The sequence below is a fragment of the Herbaspirillum sp. ST 5-3 genome (assembly GCF_004804275.1).
Classification (GTDB): domain Bacteria; phylum Pseudomonadota; class Gammaproteobacteria; order Burkholderiales; family Burkholderiaceae_D; genus Noviherbaspirillum.
Genome location: NZ_STGI01000022.1, coordinates 1 through 20,068, shown reverse-complemented (window position 1 = coordinate 20,068; position 20,068 = coordinate 1). Strand labels below are relative to the sequence as shown.

The window sequence follows — 20,068 nt, the reverse complement described above, 5'->3', positions numbered from 1 at the left end:
CATGAGCGATCTCAACGAGATTAAGTTTCCGCCACCTGACACCAATCGCGACCGCGTTCTGAAGGTTATCCAAAAGCATGGCGCTTTGTCGCTGGTTGACGTACTGGCGAAGCTTTCCGGCCTTGGCTACGACGCCGTACGCGCTGCATTAAGAGGGGAGCAGGAAATGGGAGTGCTGAAGTATCAAAAAGGCGTGTGGGATCTGACAGACGCCGTGAAGGAATTTCTCGCCAAGAGCGATGAGCAGCCGAAAGAGGAATACGTTCCGGAGATCGTCCCGCCGCGTGACCTGTCGCTGATGCAGAAATCCTGGTCGGGCAAGTTTAGTTTCACGAATGCGCCGCGCCGTGAGCCTATCCGTGAAATCTCGTTTGTGACGACTAGCACGGTTGCGGAGCCTGCATTGCGCGGGGTGCTGGCATGAAAACCAATGCTGCCAGCACGAGCGTCGCTTGCTACTACGGCGTCGTCCAAGACAAGAAGCAGCGTCAATACGACTTGATTCTGAGCGCGATGCAGGTTGGCATGGACTATAGCTTTCGCGAGCTGTCGGATCTCACCGGCCTGCTGCCGTCAACAATCAGCGGCCGCATCAACGAGCTGCGCGACAAATTCAAGGTAGTCGAACGCGCGCCTCGCCGTCAGTGCAAACACACGAATATTCACATCATCCCGCATCGCATCAAGGTAGAAGCGATGGCAGAAGAACCGCAATTGGAACTCGCATGAACAACGCAGCACATCAAGCAATCCCGCAATCCACTGAAAGCTATCGCGCCGCAACGCGTGGGCAGCTCTGGCTCGATCACCGCCGCAAGCAGTGCGCATGCGGCAAAACAGTGACGGAAAAGGATTTGAAGCGTTACGGCGGCTGCGAAAAATGCTGGCAAGCGAAATGAGCAAAGGATTCTCCAGCATTCGCAGTTTGCAGTGTTAGGTAAATGGCAATCTGATTTGTATCAAGAAAGTTAAGACATGAGCGCGATTGTTATCAACAGCACAGATTCATTGCAACGCGTTTTTGGCGAACTGCGGGAGATGTTCGGCAAGCACAAATTCCTGCGCCTGAACGTCAAGACTGGCAAGGATCGCTCACTGGACCAGAACGCAATCTCTCATGTTTGGTATGAACAGCTTTCCCGTGAACTGCCGGAAGAGGATGCATTGGGATGGAAATGCTTTTGCAAGCTGTATTTCGGCGTTCCTCTGATGCGTGCTGAGGATGAAGAGTTCCGCGAGTTCTACGACGCAGCAATCAAGAAGTCGCTCACGCATGAGCAAAAGCTGGCCGCAATGAAATATCTGCCGGTTACATCGCATATGACCACAGCACAGCTTTCCAAGTACCTCGAAGCGATGCAGCAGCACTTCATTAAGCATGGCGTGATGCTTGAGTTCCCGGAGGGGAAATGAGCCTCTACAACAGCACATTCAAGCGTTCATCCCCGCTCAAGCGCCATAAGGCTGCATTGAAGGCGGGAAGCAAGCGGTTGCGGAGCCGCAGTCACAAGACGACGCCGATTCGCGCGAGCGCGAAGGGCGAAGATTGCACCGTGAATCTTCCGCTTGGTGTCTGTAACTACAACATCGAAACAACAGTTCTTGCGCATTCGAACTCCCTGGTTGACGGGAAAGGAATGGGTCTAAAAGCGCCCGACACTCGCGCCGCATACTGCTGCAGTTCGTGCCATGACGTGATTGATGGGCGCGCTCCAAGACCCGCAGGAATGAGCAAAGAAGACGTGGATGCCGCCTTTGAGGCCGGCATTGCGAAGACGCAGGAAAAGCTGCGGATTAAGGGATTGATTGGGGAATAAGGGAAATGGCCCGCATTAGATCAATAAAACCAGAGTTCCCGCAGTCGGAAAGCATGGGCAACGTTTCACGCGATGCCCGCCTGACTTTCCTGGAACTCTGGACAATCGCCGACGACGAGGGGAGGCTTCGCGGAAATTCGCGAATGCTCGCGAGTCTTCTTTTTCCTTACGACGACGACGCACCAGCCCTTATTGATGGGTGGCTTGATGAGCTTGAGCGCGAGCACTGCATTGTTCGCTACAAAAACGGCGGTCAAAGCTACATCGAAATCTGTAACTGGTTGATTCATCAGAAGATTGATAAGCCATCCAAGTCAAAAATTCCATCATTCTCGAACTCTCGCGAGGATTCGCGAAATGTCGTCGCAGGAAAGGATCAAGGAAAGGATCAAGGAGTAGACCAAGGAAAGGATCAAGGAGGGGATCTGCTTGCCGGGCAAAAGCAGCCCGACCCCGCTCCAGAAATTTTCGCGTACTGGCAAAAGCTGATGGACTCACCGAAGTCTGTTTTTGATGACAAGCGCAAAAAACTGATCCGTAAGTCGCTCGAAAACTATTCCCCTGCAGACCTTTGCAAAGCTATTCGCGGTTGTTCAAAGTCGCCATTCAACATGGGAAAGAACGACCGCAAGACGAAGTACAACGGCCTTGGGTTGATCCTGCGCGACGCTGAACACATCGACCACTTCATTGAGCTTGATGGCGGCGATGCTAAGCCAGCCGATGAGTCGGTTGATGAGATGAACGCCAGGATTGCGGCGGAGTTTCTGAGTGACGGCGGATCTGACGACAACACCATCGATATGGAGCCAGCGTAATGGAGCAGCACGAAAAAGAGCGATTTGTGCAGATGTTGACCAAGGCAATGGGCGCATATGGTAAGCCGCTTCCTGAGCCGTCTTTGCTGTCGTCTTGGTGGGAGATGTTGAAGGCGTTTCCGCTGCGAGTTGTCGGAATGGCGTTCGCCGCTTATTGCGATGAAAACGGCGAGTTCCCCCCTGTTCCGGCCGGTATTTCGAAGCGCTGCAAACTGATGGACGGCAGACCAACAGACGATGAAGCATGGGCCATCGCGCTTACGAGCCGAGACGAAGAAGACACGGTTGTATGGACGGAAGAGTGTGCCGAGGCTTTTGCAATCTGCTCGTCCGTGTTTCCTGATGAGGTTGGGGCACGCATGGCTTTTAAGGATGCGTATAGCCGCCTCGTTTCCGCTGCTCGCCTGTCTGGAAAGCCCGTTGTTTGGAATGCCTCGCTTGGGTGGGACGCAAAGAAACGTGATGCGGCGATTGAGCGGGCGCATGTTGCTGGATTGCTGGCAGCACCGACTGTTCAGGCTCTGCTGCCGAACTATTCAGGCGCTGGCGCCGAAAAACAAGACGCTTGCCCCGAAGGATTGAAAAAGGTTAAGGCGGCGCTTGCGACCCTACAGGATGGATGGGCGAAGGCCGCCGAAAAGCGCGAGTCCGAGTTGATTGCTAAGCGTGAAGCAGAGTCCGCGCAAAAAGCAAAGATCGCAGAGGAAGTATTGATGTACGAACAAAACGTAATTCAGATGAGGGATCGTGCATGAGCAACTTCAATAAGTATCTCGCGATCCGCAATGAGTACGCTCGAATCATGCCGGCATGGATGGATCAGTACGAGAAAACAGGCGACATGCGGCAAGACCCGTATTTCATGGATTGGGACTTTAGCCCGATTGAGCGGCAAGTGTGGGGCGATATTCGATCGCTTGGATTGCCGTTCTATCCTCAAATTCCGGTTTTGAACTACTTCCTTGATTTTGGATGCCCGTTTCTGAAGATAGGTATTGAGTGCGACGGAAAAGCATGGCACGACCACGAACTGGATAAGGCGCGCGACGCAAGAATTGCAAAGCAGGGATGGATGATTTTTCGTATTGAGGGCCATGAATGCAACAGAACGATTGAGCCGTGGACCGAATACGAGGAAGAGGAACGCATGGACCTCGTTGAGAAATATTTCATGACTACATCGGAAGGAATTCTAAGTGCAATCAAGCGCCGCCACTTCAATGATGAGCCATGCGAGCAGTATCAGTTTCTGATCGATTCAACGCTGTTTGAGCATAGATCAACCCCGGAAACTCGCCCCACAAGACGTCCACTAAAAAGGCATGACGGCCCGATCTTGGCAGCTAGTGCGCTTGAGGGTTATATCGAAGAAATCATGCGGCGAGCCAAAAAGGTTGCGGAAGCATGACCGTCCGCTGCTTGGAATGCCGGCACTTAGGTTTAAAGGGCTTTCCCAAGCATGCGAACGAAGGACTCGGCCAATGCAAGCCGAATGCGGCAAATGGTGTTTTTGTGAGTTACCTCTACCGCAGAGAGTGCAGTCAGTACGAAAGAGCGGACGAGGGCGTTATTACGAAGAGGTTGTTATGGCGCGATCAATTGGTGATGTTCCGAAAGGTGAAGAAGTGATTGAGCCAGTACAGCGCGGTCACTTGAAGGACGGCGAACTTCACCTGGTTCAAACAGTGAAGGTTCGCAAGGAGTTGAGCGAGGCTGCAAAAGCGCGATATGCACGCTTGAAGCTGAAGGCGGTGAATCTTGATTGGAATCGCAAATGAACCACCTATCCAACCCAAGTTACTCGCCAAACCGATTGATCAACAAGGTGCAAGAAATGATGCGCATACAGAGTGATTTACAGCTTGCGATTGCCATTAGCGTAGACAGGACAACGATTGCCAAGATCCGCAAGAAGAAGGTGCCGGTCGGTGCGTCGATGCTGCTGCGGCTGCACGATTTGACGGGATTGCCGGCCAAGGAATTGCAGAAATGGATGAGGGTGGAGGCATGAAGCGTTTTTGGACTGACGAAGAAGTGTCGATCATGCGGGCCGACTATCCGAATATGAAGACAGCCAAGATTGCCGCCAAATTGCGCCGCACTGAGCGCCAAGTCTACAACAAGGCGCTTGCGCTCGGCCTGAAGAAGTCCGATGAATACCTTGCCTCTCCTGATGCATGCCGTTTGCGCCGCGGTGATGGAGCTGGGGAGAAGACGCGATTTAAGAAGGGGCTGATGCCGTGGAACAAAGGAACCAACTTTGTTGCGGGCGGGCGTAGCGCCGAAACACGGTTTAAGGCAGGACACAAGCCGCTAAACACATGGAGGCCGATCGGCTCTGAGCGCACTGATCGCGATGGGTATGTGTATCGGAAAGTCGCAGATACCGGCGTGAAAAAGGTTGATTGGGTGATGGTTCATGTTCTTCTGTGGGAGGGGCGTAACGGGAAGGTTCCGCGTGGGCATTCGGTTGTGTTTAAGGACGGGAATCGGGAGAACGTGCGGATCGAGAACTTGGAGTGCATTACAAGAGCGGAACTGATGCGCCGGAATACCGTGCATCGTCTTCCGAAAGAGATTGCCGAACTTTGCCAGTTACGTGGGGCGTTGAATCGGCAAATTAACCGGAGGGTGGAGAAATGAGCAAAACGATTGAAGACCTGCGAGCTGTACTTTTTGATGCGCTTGAGGGAGTTAAAAGCGGAACTCTGAGCGTGGAGAAAGCGAAGTGCATTTCAGAGCTGTCGCAGGTCATGGTGAACAGTGCAAGGGTCGAGGTCGAAAACGCAAAAGTGACCGGGAAAAAGTCGGGCGCGTTTCTTGAGCCGAAACAGGAGCTGCCGAACGGGATAACCGGGACAACCATTCACAAGATCAGGTGAAGCTATGACCCCCGAACAACTAGCCCTACTAGAAAAGCTTCTCGATGCACAGCTAGAGATGGCCGAGACGCTGCGATCGATGGCAGAGGCGCAGTTCACGATAGTAGAAGCGCTGGCGCCGGTCGAGTTGAGCATTGAGCTTGACGACACGCCGCCGACGATTCAATAGGAGCAATCATGACCCCTGAAGAAATCCTAACCGACATCGACGCTCACAACCGCGAGGCGTTGAGCAAGTTGAGCGGAACGTTGACTGGCGAAGACATGCTTGCACTGATGACTGCTGCAGGCCTGTACGGATTTCGAATGGGGAGCAATACCGCGCTATCGATGATGAAGGGTGCGCTGGCGGTGCGGATAGCAAAAATTAATACATAAAGGGAGAAGCAATGGAAAAGGATTTTGCAAGCTTGGTTGGAACTAGTGCCAACAAGATTGTTAATAGCACTGCACGCGAATTGACGCCAACGTACGCGCAAGATAGTCCCTCCGATCCGTATAAGCCAAACCTTGCTGGCCGTAGAAGTTGGGCGGCAAGCGATGATGTCTATACGGCGATTGGGGAAAGCCACGCGACATTGCCTGTAGGGTTGTATAGCTGCGAAGTAAGTCAGTTTGGCCCATACCTGCGCAAGATGACCAACAACATTGACGCGCTGATTGATTTGCCTGATTCGGAAAGTGAGCGCCTGCTGGAAGAGATTATCCATTTTAGGGAACTTAAATCCACGTTCAACGAGTTTGGGTTTCTGTATAAGCGCGGGATTCTGCTTTGGGGGCCGCCCGGCTCAGGAAAGACCGTGACGATTCAACAGTTGCTGAAATTGTTCGTGACCGATGGCGACGGTATCGCCGTCATGATCCAGCAACCAGACTGCGCAACTGCCTGCTTGAATATGGTCCGCACGATTGAGCCGGAGCGCCAGATTCTAGCAATCATGGAGGATATTGACGCCTTGATTGATCGCTTTGGCGAATCAGGCTATCTCAACTTGCTTGACGGAGAGTCGCAACTTCAGAACGTTGTCTATGTGGCGACAACAAACTATCCCGAGCGGCTGGATAAGCGCTTTGTTGACCGCCCGTCGCGCTTTGACACGATCCGATATATAGGGATGCCGACAGCTGCAGCGCGCCGCGCCTATCTGGTCGCCAAGATGCCCAAGATCGATGAAATGACCGTCACGCGTTACGTCAAAGAGACAGACGGGTTTTCAATCGCCTATCTGCGCGAGCTGGTCGTATTAACACAGTGCTTTGGATTTGGACTTGATGCGTCGATTGAGCGACTGCGCAAGATGCATAAGAACCAGCCAAAGAGCGGTACGGGAGAGGGTTCTACCTTCGGGTTTGCCTGATATGCATCCCGCCACGGCCATATTTCTGATTGCGATATGGACGATAGGTGTGGTGGCGATGTTTGGGGCTTGTGTGTGGTTTTTTGTGGGGAGGTGAGGGATGAAGCGGATTTTACCTTTTGTCTTGGCTTCGCTTCTTATTGGGTGTAGCTCACAGGTTGAGGACTGGCAAATTGAGTCCGTGCGCAGTCAGTGTGAAGCGCGCGGCGGTTTGTCGGTAATCGACGTTTTCATCTTCGTTGGTGGAAGGTGCCGTGATGGGGCTTGGGTCAAGCCGACAAGAGGCAAATAGTCATGCCCGACATCCCATCATCCATCTGCTGCCCATCCTGCATAACAGCGCAGAACAGTGGAAGCCGTGCGGCCGACTTCTCATGCGAGGTCTGCTGCGTACGGAACATCATGCAACTGATTGAGTCGATGGGCGGCTTTGGCGATGAGGGGCATCGGGAGCGTATCAAGGATTTGTTGGTGGAAAAGCTGATAGGGGAGGCGTGATGGGGCAGACAAGGTGGAGTTCGTTCATGGAGTCGTGCTTGAACATTGCAGTCGGGTTCGGCGTGGCCTTGGTTAGCCAATTGGCGATTTTCCCGATGTACGGAATTCACGTTCCGCTATCCGTCGATATTTACATCACCCTTTGGTTCACATTGATTAGCCTGGTTCGTTCGTACGCGTTGCGCCGGTTCTTCAACTATAGGATGACGAGGAAATGACATTTTTATATGAGCGCGTCGAGCGTCGAATCGACGGCGCAGAAACGAAGCAGACGAATCCGAAAGATGCAATAGGCATTCGCAAAGCTCCGCTTTCAGTCGTGCCTATGGGCGTAGTTGCCGAACTCGGAGTGGCGATGCTTGAGGGGGCGAGTAAGTACGGTCGGCACAACTTCAGAGGCGTTGGGGTGCGCTCCAGTGTCTATTTCGATGCCACCATGCGTCACCTGATCGCGTATTGGGAGGGGGAGGACATCGACCCTGATTCCGGCATGTCGCACATTGCCAAGGCGATGGCATCTCTTGCTGTGTGGCGTGACGCGCAAATGCAGGGAGTGTGCACCGACGACCGTCCTCCTCGCTCTAAGCCGTTCTATCCCGGCCTGAACTGTGCTGCTGGCGTGATTCTGGACAAGCACGGCGATAAATCGCCAAAGCACTACACGATCGAGGACAGCAAATGAGAAATCGCCTCGCAAGACTCCTACTGCATCTTGCCAATCGCATCGCAACAGAGACGACGATATGCAGCACAAAGGGGAAATGGCAGTTCAGGCGGGAGTGGGAAGCGGCGCCGTACCGAGGCGCGAACAAATGACCGCCGCGCTCGCAATCCTCCTCGCTCTCGGCATGGCTTACGGGCTGGTGAAGCTGGGCGATGCGATTGATGCGATTGGGCGGGATGAATGGTGGAAAGGGGAAGAGTGATGTTTCACATTTACGAAGGCAGGAACGCAGTCTTGATGTATGCAATCAGCGTGATCATAGGAGTTCCATTGATGTTGAGTTTTGACTCTGATGGGCGCTATTTTGATGCGGCTTTGACTGGCGCGGTATCGGCCTTTTCCGCGTGGCGAATTGTGGCAATTGGTCGTGGCAAGAAGTGGGAGCTGTAAATGCGATACGCAAAGACAGACGCAAACCAAACCGAGATCGTGGAAGCCCTGCGCGCTGCTGACTGCTTTGTCCAATCGCTGGCAAATGTTGGGAAAGGCTGTCCGGATTTGTTGGTCGGCCGCGACATGCGCTGGTTCACTTTTGAGGTGAAGGATGGGAGTAAGCCGCCGAGCGCACGAAAGCTGACGCGTGACGAGCAGACGTGGCACGACCGCGCACGTTTATTCGCGCCGGTTCACATCGTTGAATCCGTTGAGCAGGCGCTGGCGATTGTTTTGGGAAAGGGGGAGTGATGGTCGAAATAATCAATGCGTTGAACGCGCTTACGTGGCCCGGTGCGATTGGGCTGATGGCGCTCTGCGGTGCCGCTGTCGGCATTTTCTTCGCCATTACGCGACATTGAAGTATGAGCAAGCCAATCACATTAGAAGAACTCGCAGCAATGTATATGGCAGGAGGCCGCAACAGTAAAGAGCGCAGCAGGGCAGTTGAATCAAGGTACTACGGAAGAAACGGAGATCCGCTCAATCATGTGAAGTTCGAGCGGGAGCGGAAGACTAAGAAAGGGAGGAAGTGATGATGTCTCGTTTGTTGCTTGGGTTTATGAATGGGTTTATCGCTGTCGGCATTGGGGCATTTGTTGCCGTGGGATTTTATCCGCTCGCCGTGGCTTTGGCCGCATTTCGGGTATTCCAAGCGCTTGATTCAATCTGGCTGTTGATTCTAGAGCGGCGATAAAAAAGCCCCGGCGCAAGACCGAGGCAAAAAGGTGATTTAAAGCGACTCACATTTTACAGGGAAAGGGGTCGCACATGAACGGTGATTTTGTCGGAGCGGCGCTGTCAGGCCAAGAGATTCACGAGTATTGCGTAGCGTGGCGGGAGTGGTGCTTTACGCGTCGGTTTTTCATTAAACCCGGCTCTAAGAACATCCTGTCCCGCATGCAGCCGAGTAAGGTCAGGTTGCCGCCTGATGCAATCATGTCGGATGAATTGAGCTTTCTGAACATGGCAATTCATGCGCTGGTTGATATGGATGATTCGGACGCCGATTGTTTTTTGGCGTACTACTGGGATCAGAGTAAGAACATCAAGAAGGTAGCGGCAGATATGAAGATTCATCGAGACACGTTTTACGAGCGGAAAAGCCGATTTGCACGCAAGGCTTATTCCATGTCGCTCAGTATCAAGCGCGTGCATGAAGAGTCGATTAGGGACGTTGCGGAGGCTGTTCTGATTGACTGAGAGTGTCGGAGTTTATCCCTACAAAATAGGTGTAGATAAGCTCCGACACTTTCCTTTAAAATTGGCCCTATGTTGATAGTCTGGATGATTGTCACTTAAGGCCGCTTAGTGCGGTCTTTTGCGTTTCTGGAGGCTCATATGCAAGCCCATTCCAAGCTGACCCGCGAGCAAGAGCGCGAACTGATGAGCTACCTGATGCTGCGGCGCGAGAGGCAGAGTGATCATCGCGGCCCTGAGTGGCTGCATCGCTTCTGGCGCGGAGTGGCAGCATGAGCGAGCGGAACGATAAAATCCGCCGCGAGTTGACCGGCAACATGCCGACTGGCCATTACAACATGGCTGATATGGAATTCAGCGTAAAGAAGACCGAGCCAGAGCCGGAACTGCTTGAGTTTTCCATGGTGCTGGGCGTGGTGATGGTCAGAGATGGCAACGGCTGGCGTCCCGCTACCACGGAAGAGATTGAGCGGCTGACGGGCGGCGTGATGTGAGCGTCATGAAGTGAGTTGATTGGTAAAACGCGGAAAGGCGTTGTGCAACCCGATGGCAGTGAGGCGCACATCCTCATTGCGTTGCCGCGGTCAATCAACTCTCTTGATGGCGAATGCGCAGGCTGATGCGCGACACGATAAAGACAGCGGCAGTGTATCGTGGTGCCGCCGTGCCGGGATCAGCTCCGGCCGCTATCAACAAAATGCGCTGTTTTCAGGATGCAGCCACGCCGTGATAACGACGGCATAAACAACACCTGAGCATCTGAAGCCGACTTTCCACGGATGAGGCCATTAGGCAGTGGGTAGTTGAGACTGGCGACCTCTTAACGGATAAGTAGCCTTACACATACAGGAGCGCGATAACAATCAAGCCGCGTCGCGCCGGCATCTGATAAATCATCGGCATGTAGTCAGCTATAAGCCGAAGCAGGACGCTGTAACCTGCACCAATCACCGCATCTACTCGATGCGCAACCCGCCCTACTGGCAACGGTAGCGGCGGGTTTCTTATTTACGGGGCGAGAATGGATCGCGTATCAGAAAGTATCGAAGCCTTGGCCGATAGCCTGGTCGCTTCTCGCCCTGATCGCAACACGATCGTCGAAACACTGCGCGGATTTGCGCGGTACGTGCTGGAAGAGAAAGCGATTGAACCAGTAAGGGCGCAGCAAGAGCTGGACGCGCTCTTCCGGCGCTGGAAACAAATTTAGTCTCCCTCCGTGATCTGAAAAGGTCACTTTACGCCGCTTTCGAGCGGCTTTTTTTATTTCAGGAGTTGCCATGGCAACCAAAAAACCATCCAAGCCGATGAAAGACATGCCCAAGAAAATGCCGGGCAAGGGCAAGAAGGGCTGCTAAATGAACGTCCTCTTCTCCGCAACAGCTCCCGGCATCACGGTTGCCGCGACTGATTCCGCGCTGTCCGCTGTCGCGCTGCCTGCTGGCGATGGGAATTCGGTTCGCATCGTCAACGAGTCCGCCGACATCGCATTCGTCGCGCTTGGTGCTTCGACCGTGGCCGCAACCCTTCCGACAACCGGCGTAGGCGCTCGCACATGTACCCCAGTCCTTCCGGGGACAGAGGTCATCATGCGCCGCGACCCAGCAAAGCACACACATATTTCCACGATCTGCCGCTCCACTAAGACGGCGACGCTTACTGTTCATGTGGACGTGGGCGGACGATAAACGCAACCGAGGCCGGAACAATCGAAAGAACTCCGGGGATGAATGGCAAAGGACGCATCAGGACTGACCGATAAGCAGCGAAGGTTCGCGGACGAGTATCTGATCGACTTAAACGCTACGGCAGCCTATAAGCGCGCTGGGTACACCGGGAAGGGCAATGCGGCTGAGTCGATGGCATCGCAGCTCTTAAGAAACATAAAGGTAGCGAAATATATCCAAGAAGCAATGGATAGGCGTTCAGAGAAGGTTGAAATCAGTTCTGAGCAGGTTCTTTCCGAGATTGGAAAGTTGGCTTTTGCGGACATTCGCAAGGTGTTTAACGAGAATGGGCAGCTGCTTCCTATTCACATGCTGCCGGATGAGATCGCGGCGTCAGTTTCCAGCATCGAAGTTGTCACATCCCGAATCCCTGGCGGCGAACCGGCCGACATCGAACATACGGCGAAGATCAAGTTTTGGGATAAACGCGGATCCCTTGAGTTACTGGGCCGGCACTTAAAGCTGTTCACTGACAAGCTGGATGTTGTTGTAACTGATTCGCTTGCTGAGCGTCTGGCCCGAGCTAGAAAGCGCAACGGTGGATAGGGAAGAAGAGTTAATCCAGCTCGCAGCGGATTGCGCAAAAGACCCAGTATCTTGGGTAAATCACGCCTACGATTGGGGTGTTGGTGAGCTGGAAAAATACGATGGGCCGCGCGAATGGCAGGTTGATGTTCTGACGGACATTCGCGACCACTTGGATAACCCTGAGACGCGATTTCAGCCGCTTATGCTTGCCGTGGCTTCTGGCCATGGTATTGGCAAATCCGCTGAAATAGGAATGATCGTCAATTGGGCGCTCTCAACCTGTGATGACACCAAGGTTGTTATCACCGCCAATACAGATACGCAGCTTAGAACAAAGACCAGCCCCGAGGTCGGGAAGTGGCAACGGCTTTCAATAACGTCGCATTGGTTTGATCCGCAATCCACGAGCATAGCAGCGAAGGACAAGGAACACGCAAAAACATGGCGCGCTGATTTCGTGCCTTGGTCTGAGCACAACACGGAAGCATTTGCCGGCCTGCACAACAAGGGAAAGCGCATTGTCCTGATTTTTGATGAGGCTTCCGCAATTGCTGATCGCGTTTGGGAAGTGGCAGAAGGCGCGCTGACCGACGAAGAAACGGAAATTATTTGGATTGCATTCGGAAACCCGACGCGAAACATGGGGCGGTTCCGTGAGTGCTTCCGCAGATTCAAGCATCGTTGGAAGACTAGGCAGATTGACAGTAGGACGGTAGAGGGGACAAACAAGGAGCAAATTGCAAAGTGGGTTGCCGACTACGGCGAAGAGTCCGACTTTGTAAAGATTCGTGTTCGCGGTCTTTTCCCGTCCATGTCGTCGCGCCAATTCATCGGAGAGTCCGATGTCAGCGCCGCGTATGGCAAGAAGATCGAGCCAAAGCAGTGCGAATTCGCGCCAAAGATTCTCACGCTTGACAATGCGTGGGAGGGTGATGACGAGGGCGTTATAGGGCTTAGGCAGGGATTGCACTTCCAGATATTGGAAACCTTCGCCAAGAACGATAACGACGTTGATATTGCGCAGCGTCTTGCTAAACATGAGGATGAGCAGGAAGCAGACGCGGTCTTCATTGACGCTGGATACGGCACGGGCGTTGCATCCGTTGGCAAGACGTGGGGGCGAAAGTGGCAGCTTGTGTGGTTCGCCGGTGAGTCTGGCGACCCTGGCTGTTTAAACAAGCGGGCTGAGATGTACAAAAACGGGCGCGACTGGCTCAAGGCTGGCGGATGCTTGCCGGAAGATCCCACCCTCCGCGACGAGATTCAAGCCCCACAAACCGTCCCGCGAATGGACGGAAAGATTCAAATCGAGAGCAAGAAAGAAATGAAAGCGCGCGGGATTCCATCTCCGAATCGTTGCGATGCATGGATATTGTCTTTTGCGTTCCCTGTAAGGCAGAAGGATCGGCCAAGGAAACCAAAAACCGAGCGCCGCGTTGTTTCTGGCGGATGGATGGGATAACCGAATGATGAGGATACCGAGAGCCGCCTAGCGCGGCTTTTCTTTTATGGCAAACGACAAAGACACTCTCAAGGAAGCGCTGGATGAATTCGACCTCTGCGTGGAGCACGAGACGGACAATCGATCGGCTGCGCTGGAAGACATCCGCTTTGCGCTATTAGATGAGCAATGGCCGGCTGAGATCGTCAAGCAGCGCGAACTTGAAGGGCGTCCGTGCCTGACCATCAATAAGACGCGCCAATTCATCAAACAGGTCGTCAACAATGGGCGTCGTAACAAGCCGGCAATCAAGGTGCATCCCGCAGACAGCAAGGCCGATCCGAAGACTGCAGAGATTATCAGCGGCTTGATCCGCAACATCGAATACACGTCAAACGCGGATGTGGCGTATGACACCGGACTTGAATTCGCAGTGGCGGGTGGCTTCGGTTACTGGCGGGTTACAGCGGATTACGCCGATGAAGATTCGTTCGATATGGATCTTGGCATTGGGCGCATCTCAAACCCGTTCTCGGTCTATGGCGATCCCTATTCGACCGCCGCTGATTCGTCCGACTGGAACACGGCTTTCATCACCGATCTGCTCACAGAAGAACTATTCGAAAGCAAGTACAAGGGCGCGGAAAAGGTTGATTGGGACATTGGCGAATATGCCGAGCTGGGCGAGAACTGGCGCGAAGGTAAGAAGATCGTTGTTGCCGAACGGTGGAAGCGGAACGAGGTCAAGAAGAAGATTGTTCGCCTGTCTGATGGGCGCATTGTTCAGGCTGATTGGTATCATGGCGCGGCTCCCGAAGCGGAAGGTTTGACGATCAAGGACATCCTCGATTCGATGGGCATCACCGTCACCGGGGAGCGCGAAACAAAAGGGTGGAAGGTCAAGCAGCAGATCATGTCGGGGGCGGAAATCCTCGAAGAGAATGACTGGCTTGGCAAATACATCCCGATTGTGCCGATTTACGGCGAAGAGGTGAATGTCGAAGGCAAGCGGTATTTGCGCAGTCTGCATCGTTCCGGCAAGGACGCGCAGCGCTCTTTCAACTACTGGCGCACGACCACAACAGAGCTGGTGGCATTGGCTCCGAAAGCGCCGTATATCGGCCCCGTTGGTGCGTTCGTGACTGATGCGGAAAAGTGGGCCACAGCAAACACCACGTCGCACGCTTTCCTTGAATATGACGCTGTGCCCGAGGCTGGCAATATGCCGCCGCAGCGCCAGCCGTTCTCCGGTGTTCCTGCTGGCCCGCTCCAAGAAGCGTTGAATGCCTCCGATGACATGAAAGCCATCTTCGGCATGTACGACGCTTCGATGGGCGCGCGCAGCAATGAAACATCCGGCGTGGCGATTAACCAGCGCAAGATGCAAGGCGACATGTCGAACTTTCACTTTATCGACAACCAGGCGCGAGCGATTGCGCACACTGGCCGCATCTTGATCGACCTGATACCGCATTACTACAGCCAAGCGCGCATTATTCGCGTGATGGGCTTGGACAACAAGCCGCAGAACGTGCCGATTAATCAGCCGATTCCCGGCACAGAGCAAATGTACAACCTTGCTCTCGGTAAGTACGACTTGACCGTTTCGACTGGCCCAAGCTTCGCTTCGCAACGCGAGGAAGCCGCCTATCAGATGACTGAGTTTATTCGTGCATTCCCGGCTGCTGCGCCGTTGATTGGTGATCTGCTCGCGAAGAATCAGGATTGGCCGGAGGCAGACGAGATTGCGCGCCGCCTGCAGTCAGTATTGCCGCCGCAAGTACAAGGGCAGAATCCGCAAGTGCAGCAAATGCAGCAGCAGATCCAGCAGATGTCGCAAAACATGGCGAACCTCGGGCAGCAATTGCAGCAAGAGAAGGCGGATAAGGCGCTGGAGGCTCGCAAGCTGGATATTGACGCTTACAAAGCCGAATCCGATCGCTTGAAGGTGATGGGCGGTGGAATGACGCCTGAGCAAGTGCAGATCATGGTGATGCAGACGATTCAACAGGTGCTGCAATCGCCGGACGTGCTGCCGATGCAACCGATGCAGGCCATGCACCAAATGCCGAACGGCCAAATGATGCCGAATGCAGCGATGCCGCCGCAGATGCCGCAAGGCGCACCGCCAATGCCGCCGAATGGTCCGCCAAATCCAACGATGAATCAACCGCAACCGCCGCAGGGCGGTTTTTTTACGCCCGGAGCAAGCCAGTAAAGCACTCCAGCGATTTCCACCGAGGCCGCCGCGAGCGGCCTTTTTCATTTCACCCGTCACCAACCAAAAAGGAGTGACAAACCATGGCAGCAGAAGAAACGACCAACCAAGAATCCGCAGCACCCGTTGAAGACACGTTCGATTACGGCGCAGCGAATGATGGAGTCGAAGCAGCAGAGGAAACGACCGGCGAAGAAGCGGCTGCAGAAGGTGGAAACACCGAGCCAGCGGCAACAGAGCCGGAAGAGGAATCGGAAGAGCTTGACATCGACGGGCTGAAAGTCGCCCTGCCGAAGAGCAAAGCCGAAAAGCTGAAGGCCGAGCGCCTGATGCACTCGGACTATACGCGTAAGACGCAGGAAGTAGCCGAACAGCGTAAGGCAGTTGAAGCGGAGCGGGAAGCGATCGCGAACCAAGCCAAAGCGCATCAGGAATACATCCAAGAGCTTGCTCAAGTAGTCGCGCTGGAAAACTCGCTCAAGCAGTACGAGCAAGTGAACTGGCAACAACTGAATACCCAAGACCCGGTACAAGCGCAAGCGCTCTGGTTCCAATACCAGCAGCTCGAAAAGGCGCGCAACGCCGCCGTTGGGCAGATTCAGCAGAAGGAAATGACACGCCGGCAGCAGGAAGAGCAAAAGGCACTGGAGGCGAAGCAGTCAACTGCCAAACAAATCCAGGAATGCTATGCCACCGTCGCCCGCGAGATTAAAGGCTGGAGTCCAGAACTCGCACAACAACTCGATAAGACCGCTTCTGAATTGGGGTTCACCAATGACGAACTTCGTCAAGTGAAAGACCCGCGTTTTATCAAGTTGCTCCACGAAGCACATCTTGGCCGCCAGCTACTGAAGAAACAAACACCGCCTCCCGTCACGCAGCCACAGCCCAAGCCGGTTCCGACCGTCACGGCGAATAGCGCCCCTGCGCGCAAACGGCCGCACGAAATGACGATGGAGGAATACGCCAAATGGCGACGTTCGCAACGCAAATAATTGAAGGAATAAATCATGGCTAGTTCGTATCAAGTAGCAGATATGATCACGAAGGAAGGTCTTCTGATCCTGCACGAAAAAATCCCGTTCATTTCCACAATCAACTGTCAGTATGACGATCAGTATGCAAAGAAGGGTGGCAAGATCGGCTCTGATTTGCGCATCCGTCTGCCGAATCAATACACGGTTCGCACCGGCAAGACCGCACAAGTTCAGGACAGCGCGGAATCCAGCGTCACCATGACCATGGCAACGCAAAAAGGCGTTGATCTCGGTATGTCTTCCGTTGATCTCACCTTGTCGATCGATGAAATCAAGAAGCGCCACCTTGAGCCGGCAATGTCCGCACTCGCTGCCGACATCGAATCGACCGTGATCAGCGGCGTAACTCCGGAAGTCTACAACCTTGTGGGCACCGCAGGAACGACTCCGGCGACGATGCTGACCTTCGGCCAAGCTCGCCAAAAGCTGAATGAGTACTTGGCACCGAAGGACAATCGCCGTCGCGTGCAAGTTGACTCGGCAACGATGTCCACGATGACCGATGCTTACAAAGGCTTGTTCCAGTCCGGCAAAGCGATCGACAAGCAGTACATCGAAGGCTATATCGATCGTCAAGGCGGATTTGATTGGTACGAAAACGAATCGATCTATTCGCATACCAATGGCTCGGATGTGACTGGTGTGACCGTGAATGACACGGTGGCCTCCGGTGACTCTTCGATGACCATTGCGAACTGCTCTTCGGCCCCGACCGTTGGCAGCGTGTTCACCGTTGCCGGCGTCTATGCCGTGCATCCGGAAACAAAGCGCGCCTATGGCCATCTCCAGCAATTCGTCGTGACTGGCACGCCGACCGCGACGGACATCTCCTTCTCGCCGGCCATGATCTCGACCGGCGGCAAGCAGAACGTCAGCGCATTGCCTGATAACGGCGCAGCGTTGGTATGGGTTGGCGCTGCTTCGACCTCGTACGGCCAATGCTTGGCCTATCACGAAGATGCGTTCGCTTTCGTGTCTGCCGATCTGGAAGTCCCTGGTGGCGTGGATATGGCTGCGATCAACCGCTTCGAAGGTCTGTCGATGCGCTTCATCCGTCAATACGATGCAGTGAACGACGACTGGATCAGCCGTATCGACGTGCTGTTTGGCTATAAAGCCATTCGTCCGCAACTGGCCTGCCGCATCACCAAGTAACCAACTTAGCCCTCTTCGGAGGGCTTTTTCTTTTCTGAATTAGGAGCAAAAAATGAGTGATCCTTATGTTGTAGGCGACGGCCGCCCGGATGGCGTCACTGTCGGCGCATCCACCACCGAAAAAGTCTCCCTCTACGGTGTGACGCCGGTTGTTCAGGGCGCAGCCCTGACGGCACAACTCACCACCATCACCCCGGCTGACGCAGAAGGCACGCCGGATTATGCAATTGCGGCACTGACATCCAGCACGCCGTACGGCTTCGCATCCGCGCAGGAAGGCATCACGGTTCTGTACGTGATCAAGAACCTGCAAACGCGACTCGCTGAAGTTGAGGCGCGTCTGGAAGCGCTTGGCGTCGTTGCGGCCAACTAAAAGCAGTAATTAAGGCTTGGGGACTCTTCGGAGTCCCTTTTTTATTGGAGATTTACATGCTGATCTGGTTGAAACATCCCGATCACGGCGTGAAGGACTGCTATTCGGAGTCTGAAGCGGCGATGTGCGAGGCGAACGGATGGATCCGCTTTGATCCTGCGGCCAAGGCTGACGACAAGAAGATGCCTGAAGCCGATATTCCTGTCGCTGCGCCCGTTGTGGAGCGCAAGAAGCCAGGCCCGAAGCCGAAGAATAGGGAGTAATCCGTGACTATCGTCGTCTCTGAGTCAGCAACATCGGTAGCAACAGGCATTGACACCTACGCAGAATTGCAATCTGCGGTGACCGCATGGACGCATCGCGGATCTGCTGTATCTGGCCGCGCTGCCGACTTCATCGCTTTGGCTGAAGTGGAGTTTAACGCTGAATTACGTCTGCGCACGATGGAATCTGACGAGGCGGTAACGCTCGCGTCTGGCGCCCGCACGGCGACGCTTCCGGATTATTTCATTGAGCCTATCGCGCTCTATTTCAACATAAGCGGAGAGTCGCGCACTTCGCTGACATACTGCCTTCCTCAGCAGCTACCAGTCAATACAACATCGTCTGGAAGGCCAAGGTATTGGGCGGTGAACGGCTCCGAAATCGAATTCGACATTCCTGCGGATCAGGAGTATGCGATGACGCTGCGGATGCTCAAGCGCTTCTATCTATCCGACACAAACACAACAAACTGGCTGCTGCAGAACTTCCCGAACGCATATTTCTACGGCGCGTTACTGCAATCCATCGCATTCACGCGCGACGTCAATCCAACCACGATGCAGGTATGGCAACGCATGTACGACCGCGCCATTTCTGCCGCCAAAAAGGTAGCAGGGCGCGCCAAGTCACTTGCGCCTCTGAGGACTGAAATTGCCGCCCGCAGCGGCTACAACATTTATACGGACTGATCATGGCACTCGAAACCGGAACCTACATCAGTGACCTGGTTGTTACTAATCCTGTCGGCTCGACGGATCAGCGCAGAACACTGGATGATCATATCCGGCTGCTCAAATCCACGATCAAGACGACCTTCCCGAACGTGACAGGCGCGGTCACGTCGACGCATACCGAACTGAACTATGTTGATGGGGTCACGTCCTCGATTCAAGATCAGATTGACACGCTTACCGCTGACAAGGCCGACATTGCCGGAGAAACGTACAGCGGGACGCACGATTTCACGGCGGGAGCGGCAAAGGTTCCGACAAAAGCCGTAGGCACAAACACGACCGACGCTGCGTCCTGCGCATTTGTCGTCGCCACATCGCTAAACGCCACGCTTCCCGGGCAAACGAATCATTCGGGCGAGGCAATTTTCACGGATGGGGCAACGGCTAGTTGGTCTTCCATCATCAACGCACAAACATTCTTCCTAGCGGGGTTCTGACATGGCATCTGGCCGCCTTGGCGCTTCTGATCTGAGCGCCACTACAAACACGTCCGTATATACCGTACCTGCGTCGAAAGTGGCGACGGTTTCCGTGTCCATTTGCAACCGCAATGCAACATCCGTAACGGTTCGTCTTGCCGTATCCACAAGCGGCACGCCGAACGATGCGGATTATCTTGAGTACGACACGACGATCGATGCAAACAGTGTCCTTGAGCGGACCGGCATTGTGATGGACGAGACCAAGGTTCTTGTTGCGTACGCCAGTGGCACAGGCGTTTCTGTTGTCGCTTATGGATTCGAGGGGAATGCGTAATGGGGCGGCATATCAATACATCCGACTCTTTTCCAGTCGGCACCATCATCAATGCCGTTAATTCCATCAGTGATGCCAAGTGGCTTCGCTGCGATGGATCGGATAAAAA

At 54.1% G+C, this 20,068-nt stretch carries 34 protein-coding genes; 33 read left to right on the top strand and 1 reads right to left on the bottom strand.

Going from position 1 to position 20,068, the window contains the following annotated elements; all coding sequences use genetic code 11:
* Nucleotide 1: 1 nt before the first annotated feature.
* From E6W33_RS26120 to E6W33_RS26025, 22 genes are all read left to right on the top strand, one after another.
* Nucleotides 2–424 (top strand): hypothetical protein, encoded by a 423-nt coding sequence (locus E6W33_RS26120; RefSeq protein WP_136420315.1) that lies wholly within the window; start codon nt 2–4, stop codon nt 422–424.
* Nucleotides 421–729, top strand: a complete 309-nt coding sequence (locus E6W33_RS26115; RefSeq protein ID WP_136420314.1) for a hypothetical protein — start codon at nt 421–423, stop codon at nt 727–729. The genes E6W33_RS26120 and E6W33_RS26115 overlap by 4 nt, the downstream gene beginning before the upstream one ends.
* A gap of 246 nt (nt 730–975) precedes the next feature.
* Nucleotides 976–1,413, top strand: a complete 438-nt coding sequence (locus E6W33_RS26110) for a hypothetical protein (RefSeq protein WP_136420313.1) — start codon at nt 976–978, stop codon at nt 1,411–1,413.
* Entirely contained in the window at nt 1,410–1,817 is a 408-nt protein-coding gene (locus E6W33_RS26105) for a nuclease domain-containing protein (RefSeq protein WP_136420312.1), read from the top strand. The genes E6W33_RS26110 and E6W33_RS26105 overlap by 4 nt, the downstream gene beginning before the upstream one ends.
* Nucleotides 1,818–1,822: 5 nt before the next feature.
* On the top strand, nt 1,823–2,635 hold the full coding sequence (locus E6W33_RS26100; protein WP_136420311.1) for a hypothetical protein: 813 nt from the start codon (nt 1,823–1,825) through the stop codon (nt 2,633–2,635).
* Nucleotides 2,635–3,390 carry a hypothetical protein gene (locus E6W33_RS26095; protein ID WP_136420310.1) on the top strand — a complete coding sequence of 252 codons (756 nt, stop codon included), beginning with the start codon at nt 2,635–2,637 and terminating at the stop codon, nt 3,388–3,390. The genes E6W33_RS26100 and E6W33_RS26095 overlap by 1 nt, the downstream gene beginning before the upstream one ends.
* Nucleotides 3,387–4,043 carry a DUF559 domain-containing protein gene (locus tag E6W33_RS26090; RefSeq protein ID WP_136420309.1) on the top strand — a complete coding sequence of 219 codons (657 nt, stop codon included), beginning with the start codon at nt 3,387–3,389 and terminating at the stop codon, nt 4,041–4,043. The genes E6W33_RS26095 and E6W33_RS26090 overlap by 4 nt, the downstream gene beginning before the upstream one ends.
* A 73-nt stretch (nt 4,044–4,116) precedes the next feature.
* Nucleotides 4,117–4,413, top strand: a complete 297-nt coding sequence (locus tag E6W33_RS26085) for a hypothetical protein (RefSeq protein ID WP_136420308.1) — start codon at nt 4,117–4,119, stop codon at nt 4,411–4,413.
* Nucleotides 4,410–4,646 (top strand): hypothetical protein, encoded by a 237-nt coding sequence (locus E6W33_RS26080; protein WP_136420307.1) that lies wholly within the window; start codon nt 4,410–4,412, stop codon nt 4,644–4,646. Before E6W33_RS26085 ends, E6W33_RS26080 begins: the two co-directional genes overlap by 4 nt.
* Complete coding sequence (locus tag E6W33_RS26075) at nt 4,643–5,278, top strand: HNH endonuclease signature motif containing protein (protein WP_247869801.1); 636 nt, start codon at nt 4,643–4,645, stop codon at nt 5,276–5,278. Before E6W33_RS26080 ends, E6W33_RS26075 begins: the two co-directional genes overlap by 4 nt.
* Nucleotides 5,275–5,517, top strand: a complete 243-nt coding sequence (locus E6W33_RS26070; RefSeq protein WP_136420306.1) for a hypothetical protein — start codon at nt 5,275–5,277, stop codon at nt 5,515–5,517. The genes E6W33_RS26075 and E6W33_RS26070 overlap by 4 nt, the downstream gene beginning before the upstream one ends.
* 4 nt (nt 5,518–5,521) lie before the next feature.
* Nucleotides 5,522–5,686, top strand: a complete 165-nt coding sequence (locus E6W33_RS27190) for a hypothetical protein (protein WP_168798773.1) — start codon at nt 5,522–5,524, stop codon at nt 5,684–5,686.
* Nucleotides 5,687–5,694: 8 nt separating this feature from the next.
* Nucleotides 5,695–5,895, top strand: coding sequence for a hypothetical protein (locus E6W33_RS26065; protein ID WP_136420305.1), 201 nt, complete (start codon nt 5,695–5,697; stop codon nt 5,893–5,895).
* A gap of 11 nt (nt 5,896–5,906) precedes the next feature.
* Entirely contained in the window at nt 5,907–6,875 is a 969-nt protein-coding gene (locus E6W33_RS26060) for an ATP-binding protein (RefSeq protein ID WP_136420304.1), read from the top strand.
* A gap of 712 nt (nt 6,876–7,587) precedes the next feature.
* Nucleotides 7,588–8,055 (top strand): dATP/dGTP diphosphohydrolase domain-containing protein, encoded by a 468-nt coding sequence (locus E6W33_RS26050; protein ID WP_136420302.1) that lies wholly within the window; start codon nt 7,588–7,590, stop codon nt 8,053–8,055.
* Between the two features lie 61 nt (nt 8,056–8,116).
* Nucleotides 8,117–8,299 (top strand): hypothetical protein, encoded by a 183-nt coding sequence (locus E6W33_RS26045; RefSeq protein WP_136420301.1) that lies wholly within the window; start codon nt 8,117–8,119, stop codon nt 8,297–8,299.
* A complete protein-coding gene (locus E6W33_RS26040) occupies nt 8,299–8,487 on the top strand; it encodes a hypothetical protein (protein ID WP_136420300.1) in 189 nt (62 codons plus the stop codon). The genes E6W33_RS26045 and E6W33_RS26040 overlap by 1 nt, the downstream gene beginning before the upstream one ends.
* Entirely contained in the window at nt 8,488–8,781 is a 294-nt protein-coding gene (locus E6W33_RS26035; RefSeq protein ID WP_136420299.1) for a hypothetical protein, read from the top strand.
* Between the two features lie 283 nt (nt 8,782–9,064).
* A complete protein-coding gene (locus E6W33_RS27185; protein WP_168798772.1) occupies nt 9,065–9,226 on the top strand; it encodes a hypothetical protein in 162 nt (53 codons plus the stop codon).
* Between the two features lie 74 nt (nt 9,227–9,300).
* Entirely contained in the window at nt 9,301–9,732 is a 432-nt protein-coding gene (locus E6W33_RS26030; protein ID WP_136420298.1) for a hypothetical protein, read from the top strand.
* Between the two features lie 138 nt (nt 9,733–9,870).
* Nucleotides 9,871–10,005: a hypothetical protein gene (locus E6W33_RS27915; protein ID WP_282183724.1), complete on the top strand. Its 135-nt coding sequence runs from the start codon at nt 9,871–9,873 to the stop codon at nt 10,003–10,005.
* A complete protein-coding gene (locus tag E6W33_RS26025) occupies nt 10,002–10,223 on the top strand; it encodes a hypothetical protein (protein ID WP_136420297.1) in 222 nt (73 codons plus the stop codon). The genes E6W33_RS27915 and E6W33_RS26025 overlap by 4 nt, the downstream gene beginning before the upstream one ends.
* A gap of 539 nt (nt 10,224–10,762) precedes the next feature.
* Here E6W33_RS26025 and E6W33_RS26020 read toward each other — a convergent pair.
* A complete protein-coding gene (locus E6W33_RS26020; protein ID WP_211097436.1) occupies nt 10,763–11,071 on the bottom strand; it encodes a hypothetical protein in 309 nt (102 codons plus the stop codon).
* A 13-nt stretch (nt 11,072–11,084) separates the two neighbouring features.
* Between E6W33_RS26020 and E6W33_RS26015 the strand changes: the two genes are divergently transcribed.
* The 11 genes from E6W33_RS26015 to E6W33_RS25965 all read left to right on the top strand — a co-directional run bounded on the left by E6W33_RS26015 (nt 11,085) and on the right by E6W33_RS25965 (nt 19,959).
* A complete protein-coding gene (locus E6W33_RS26015) occupies nt 11,085–11,414 on the top strand; it encodes a hypothetical protein (protein ID WP_136420295.1) in 330 nt (109 codons plus the stop codon).
* A gap of 42 nt (nt 11,415–11,456) precedes the next feature.
* The gene (locus tag E6W33_RS26010; protein WP_136420294.1) at nt 11,457–11,999 is read left to right on the top strand and encodes a terminase small subunit; all 543 of its coding nucleotides are present in this window, start codon (nt 11,457–11,459) and stop codon (nt 11,997–11,999) included.
* Nucleotides 11,992–13,443, top strand: a complete 1,452-nt coding sequence (locus E6W33_RS26005) for a terminase (RefSeq protein ID WP_136420293.1) — start codon at nt 11,992–11,994, stop codon at nt 13,441–13,443. Before E6W33_RS26010 ends, E6W33_RS26005 begins: the two co-directional genes overlap by 8 nt.
* A gap of 46 nt (nt 13,444–13,489) precedes the next feature.
* Nucleotides 13,490–15,640: a portal protein gene (locus E6W33_RS26000; protein WP_136420292.1), complete on the top strand. Its 2,151-nt coding sequence runs from the start codon at nt 13,490–13,492 to the stop codon at nt 15,638–15,640.
* 83 nt (nt 15,641–15,723) lie between these two features.
* Nucleotides 15,724–16,635, top strand: a complete 912-nt coding sequence (locus E6W33_RS25995; protein WP_136420291.1) for a hypothetical protein — start codon at nt 15,724–15,726, stop codon at nt 16,633–16,635.
* A 15-nt stretch (nt 16,636–16,650) separates the two neighbouring features.
* Complete coding sequence (locus E6W33_RS25990; protein WP_136420290.1) at nt 16,651–17,832, top strand: P22 phage major capsid protein family protein; 1,182 nt, start codon at nt 16,651–16,653, stop codon at nt 17,830–17,832.
* Nucleotides 17,833–17,884: 52 nt separating this feature from the next.
* The gene (locus E6W33_RS25985; protein ID WP_136420289.1) at nt 17,885–18,205 is read left to right on the top strand and encodes a hypothetical protein; all 321 of its coding nucleotides are present in this window, start codon (nt 17,885–17,887) and stop codon (nt 18,203–18,205) included.
* Nucleotides 18,206–18,261: 56 nt separating this feature from the next.
* Nucleotides 18,262–18,468: a hypothetical protein gene (locus tag E6W33_RS25980; RefSeq protein WP_136420288.1), complete on the top strand. Its 207-nt coding sequence runs from the start codon at nt 18,262–18,264 to the stop codon at nt 18,466–18,468.
* Nucleotides 18,469–18,471: 3 nt separating this feature from the next.
* Nucleotides 18,472–19,158 carry a hypothetical protein gene (locus tag E6W33_RS25975; protein ID WP_136420287.1) on the top strand — a complete coding sequence of 229 codons (687 nt, stop codon included), beginning with the start codon at nt 18,472–18,474 and terminating at the stop codon, nt 19,156–19,158.
* A 2-nt stretch (nt 19,159–19,160) separates the two neighbouring features.
* Nucleotides 19,161–19,640 (top strand): hypothetical protein, encoded by a 480-nt coding sequence (locus E6W33_RS25970; protein WP_136420286.1) that lies wholly within the window; start codon nt 19,161–19,163, stop codon nt 19,638–19,640.
* 1 nt (nt 19,641) lies between these two features.
* Entirely contained in the window at nt 19,642–19,959 is a 318-nt protein-coding gene (locus tag E6W33_RS25965) for a hypothetical protein (RefSeq protein ID WP_136420285.1), read from the top strand.
* Nucleotides 19,960–20,068: the final 109 nt, after the last annotated feature.

Excerpts from the sequence above, each read along its gene's own strand:
- E6W33_RS26085 (WP_136420308.1), top strand. The coding sequence starts at position 4,117 with ATGCAAGCCGAATGCGGCAAATGGTGTTTTTGTGAGTTACCTCTACCG.
- E6W33_RS26095 (WP_136420310.1), top strand. The coding sequence starts at position 2,635 with ATGGAGCAGCACGAAAAAGAGCGATTTGTGCAGATGTTGACCAAGGCA.
- E6W33_RS27915 (WP_282183724.1), top strand. The coding sequence starts at position 9,871 with ATGCAAGCCCATTCCAAGCTGACCCGCGAGCAAGAGCGCGAACTGATG.
- E6W33_RS26035 (WP_136420299.1), top strand. The coding sequence starts at position 8,488 with ATGCGATACGCAAAGACAGACGCAAACCAAACCGAGATCGTGGAAGCC.
- E6W33_RS26100 (WP_136420311.1), top strand. The coding sequence starts at position 1,823 with ATGGCCCGCATTAGATCAATAAAACCAGAGTTCCCGCAGTCGGAAAGC.
- E6W33_RS26065 (WP_136420305.1), top strand. The coding sequence starts at position 5,695 with ATGACCCCTGAAGAAATCCTAACCGACATCGACGCTCACAACCGCGAG.
- E6W33_RS26110 (WP_136420313.1), top strand. The coding sequence starts at position 976 with ATGAGCGCGATTGTTATCAACAGCACAGATTCATTGCAACGCGTTTTT.
- E6W33_RS26090 (WP_136420309.1), top strand. The coding sequence starts at position 3,387 with ATGAGCAACTTCAATAAGTATCTCGCGATCCGCAATGAGTACGCTCGA.
- E6W33_RS26045 (WP_136420301.1), top strand. The coding sequence starts at position 8,117 with ATGCAGCACAAAGGGGAAATGGCAGTTCAGGCGGGAGTGGGAAGCGGC.
- E6W33_RS26000 (WP_136420292.1), top strand. The coding sequence starts at position 13,490 with ATGGCAAACGACAAAGACACTCTCAAGGAAGCGCTGGATGAATTCGAC.
- E6W33_RS26015 (WP_136420295.1), top strand. The coding sequence starts at position 11,085 with ATGAACGTCCTCTTCTCCGCAACAGCTCCCGGCATCACGGTTGCCGCG.
- E6W33_RS27190 (WP_168798773.1), top strand. The coding sequence starts at position 5,522 with ATGACCCCCGAACAACTAGCCCTACTAGAAAAGCTTCTCGATGCACAG.
- E6W33_RS26075 (WP_247869801.1), top strand. The coding sequence starts at position 4,643 with ATGAAGCGTTTTTGGACTGACGAAGAAGTGTCGATCATGCGGGCCGAC.
- E6W33_RS26105 (WP_136420312.1), top strand. The coding sequence starts at position 1,410 with ATGAGCCTCTACAACAGCACATTCAAGCGTTCATCCCCGCTCAAGCGC.
- E6W33_RS26060 (WP_136420304.1), top strand. The coding sequence starts at position 5,907 with ATGGAAAAGGATTTTGCAAGCTTGGTTGGAACTAGTGCCAACAAGATT.
- E6W33_RS25965 (WP_136420285.1), top strand. The coding sequence starts at position 19,642 with ATGGCATCTGGCCGCCTTGGCGCTTCTGATCTGAGCGCCACTACAAAC.
- E6W33_RS25980 (WP_136420288.1), top strand. The coding sequence starts at position 18,262 with ATGCTGATCTGGTTGAAACATCCCGATCACGGCGTGAAGGACTGCTAT.
- E6W33_RS25990 (WP_136420290.1), top strand. The coding sequence starts at position 16,651 with ATGGCTAGTTCGTATCAAGTAGCAGATATGATCACGAAGGAAGGTCTT.
- E6W33_RS26070 (WP_136420306.1), top strand. The coding sequence starts at position 5,275 with ATGAGCAAAACGATTGAAGACCTGCGAGCTGTACTTTTTGATGCGCTT.
- E6W33_RS26120 (WP_136420315.1), top strand. The coding sequence starts at position 2 with ATGAGCGATCTCAACGAGATTAAGTTTCCGCCACCTGACACCAATCGC.
- E6W33_RS26050 (WP_136420302.1), top strand. The coding sequence starts at position 7,588 with ATGACATTTTTATATGAGCGCGTCGAGCGTCGAATCGACGGCGCAGAA.
- E6W33_RS25970 (WP_136420286.1), top strand. The coding sequence starts at position 19,161 with ATGGCACTCGAAACCGGAACCTACATCAGTGACCTGGTTGTTACTAAT.
- E6W33_RS26010 (WP_136420294.1), top strand. The coding sequence starts at position 11,457 with ATGGCAAAGGACGCATCAGGACTGACCGATAAGCAGCGAAGGTTCGCG.
- E6W33_RS26030 (WP_136420298.1), top strand. The coding sequence starts at position 9,301 with ATGAACGGTGATTTTGTCGGAGCGGCGCTGTCAGGCCAAGAGATTCAC.
- E6W33_RS26040 (WP_136420300.1), top strand. The coding sequence starts at position 8,299 with ATGTTTCACATTTACGAAGGCAGGAACGCAGTCTTGATGTATGCAATC.
- E6W33_RS26115 (WP_136420314.1), top strand. The coding sequence starts at position 421 with ATGAAAACCAATGCTGCCAGCACGAGCGTCGCTTGCTACTACGGCGTC.
- E6W33_RS26025 (WP_136420297.1), top strand. The coding sequence starts at position 10,002 with ATGAGCGAGCGGAACGATAAAATCCGCCGCGAGTTGACCGGCAACATG.
- E6W33_RS27185 (WP_168798772.1), top strand. The coding sequence starts at position 9,065 with ATGATGTCTCGTTTGTTGCTTGGGTTTATGAATGGGTTTATCGCTGTC.
- E6W33_RS25985 (WP_136420289.1), top strand. The coding sequence starts at position 17,885 with ATGAGTGATCCTTATGTTGTAGGCGACGGCCGCCCGGATGGCGTCACT.
- E6W33_RS26080 (WP_136420307.1), top strand. The coding sequence starts at position 4,410 with ATGAACCACCTATCCAACCCAAGTTACTCGCCAAACCGATTGATCAAC.
- E6W33_RS25995 (WP_136420291.1), top strand. The coding sequence starts at position 15,724 with ATGGCAGCAGAAGAAACGACCAACCAAGAATCCGCAGCACCCGTTGAA.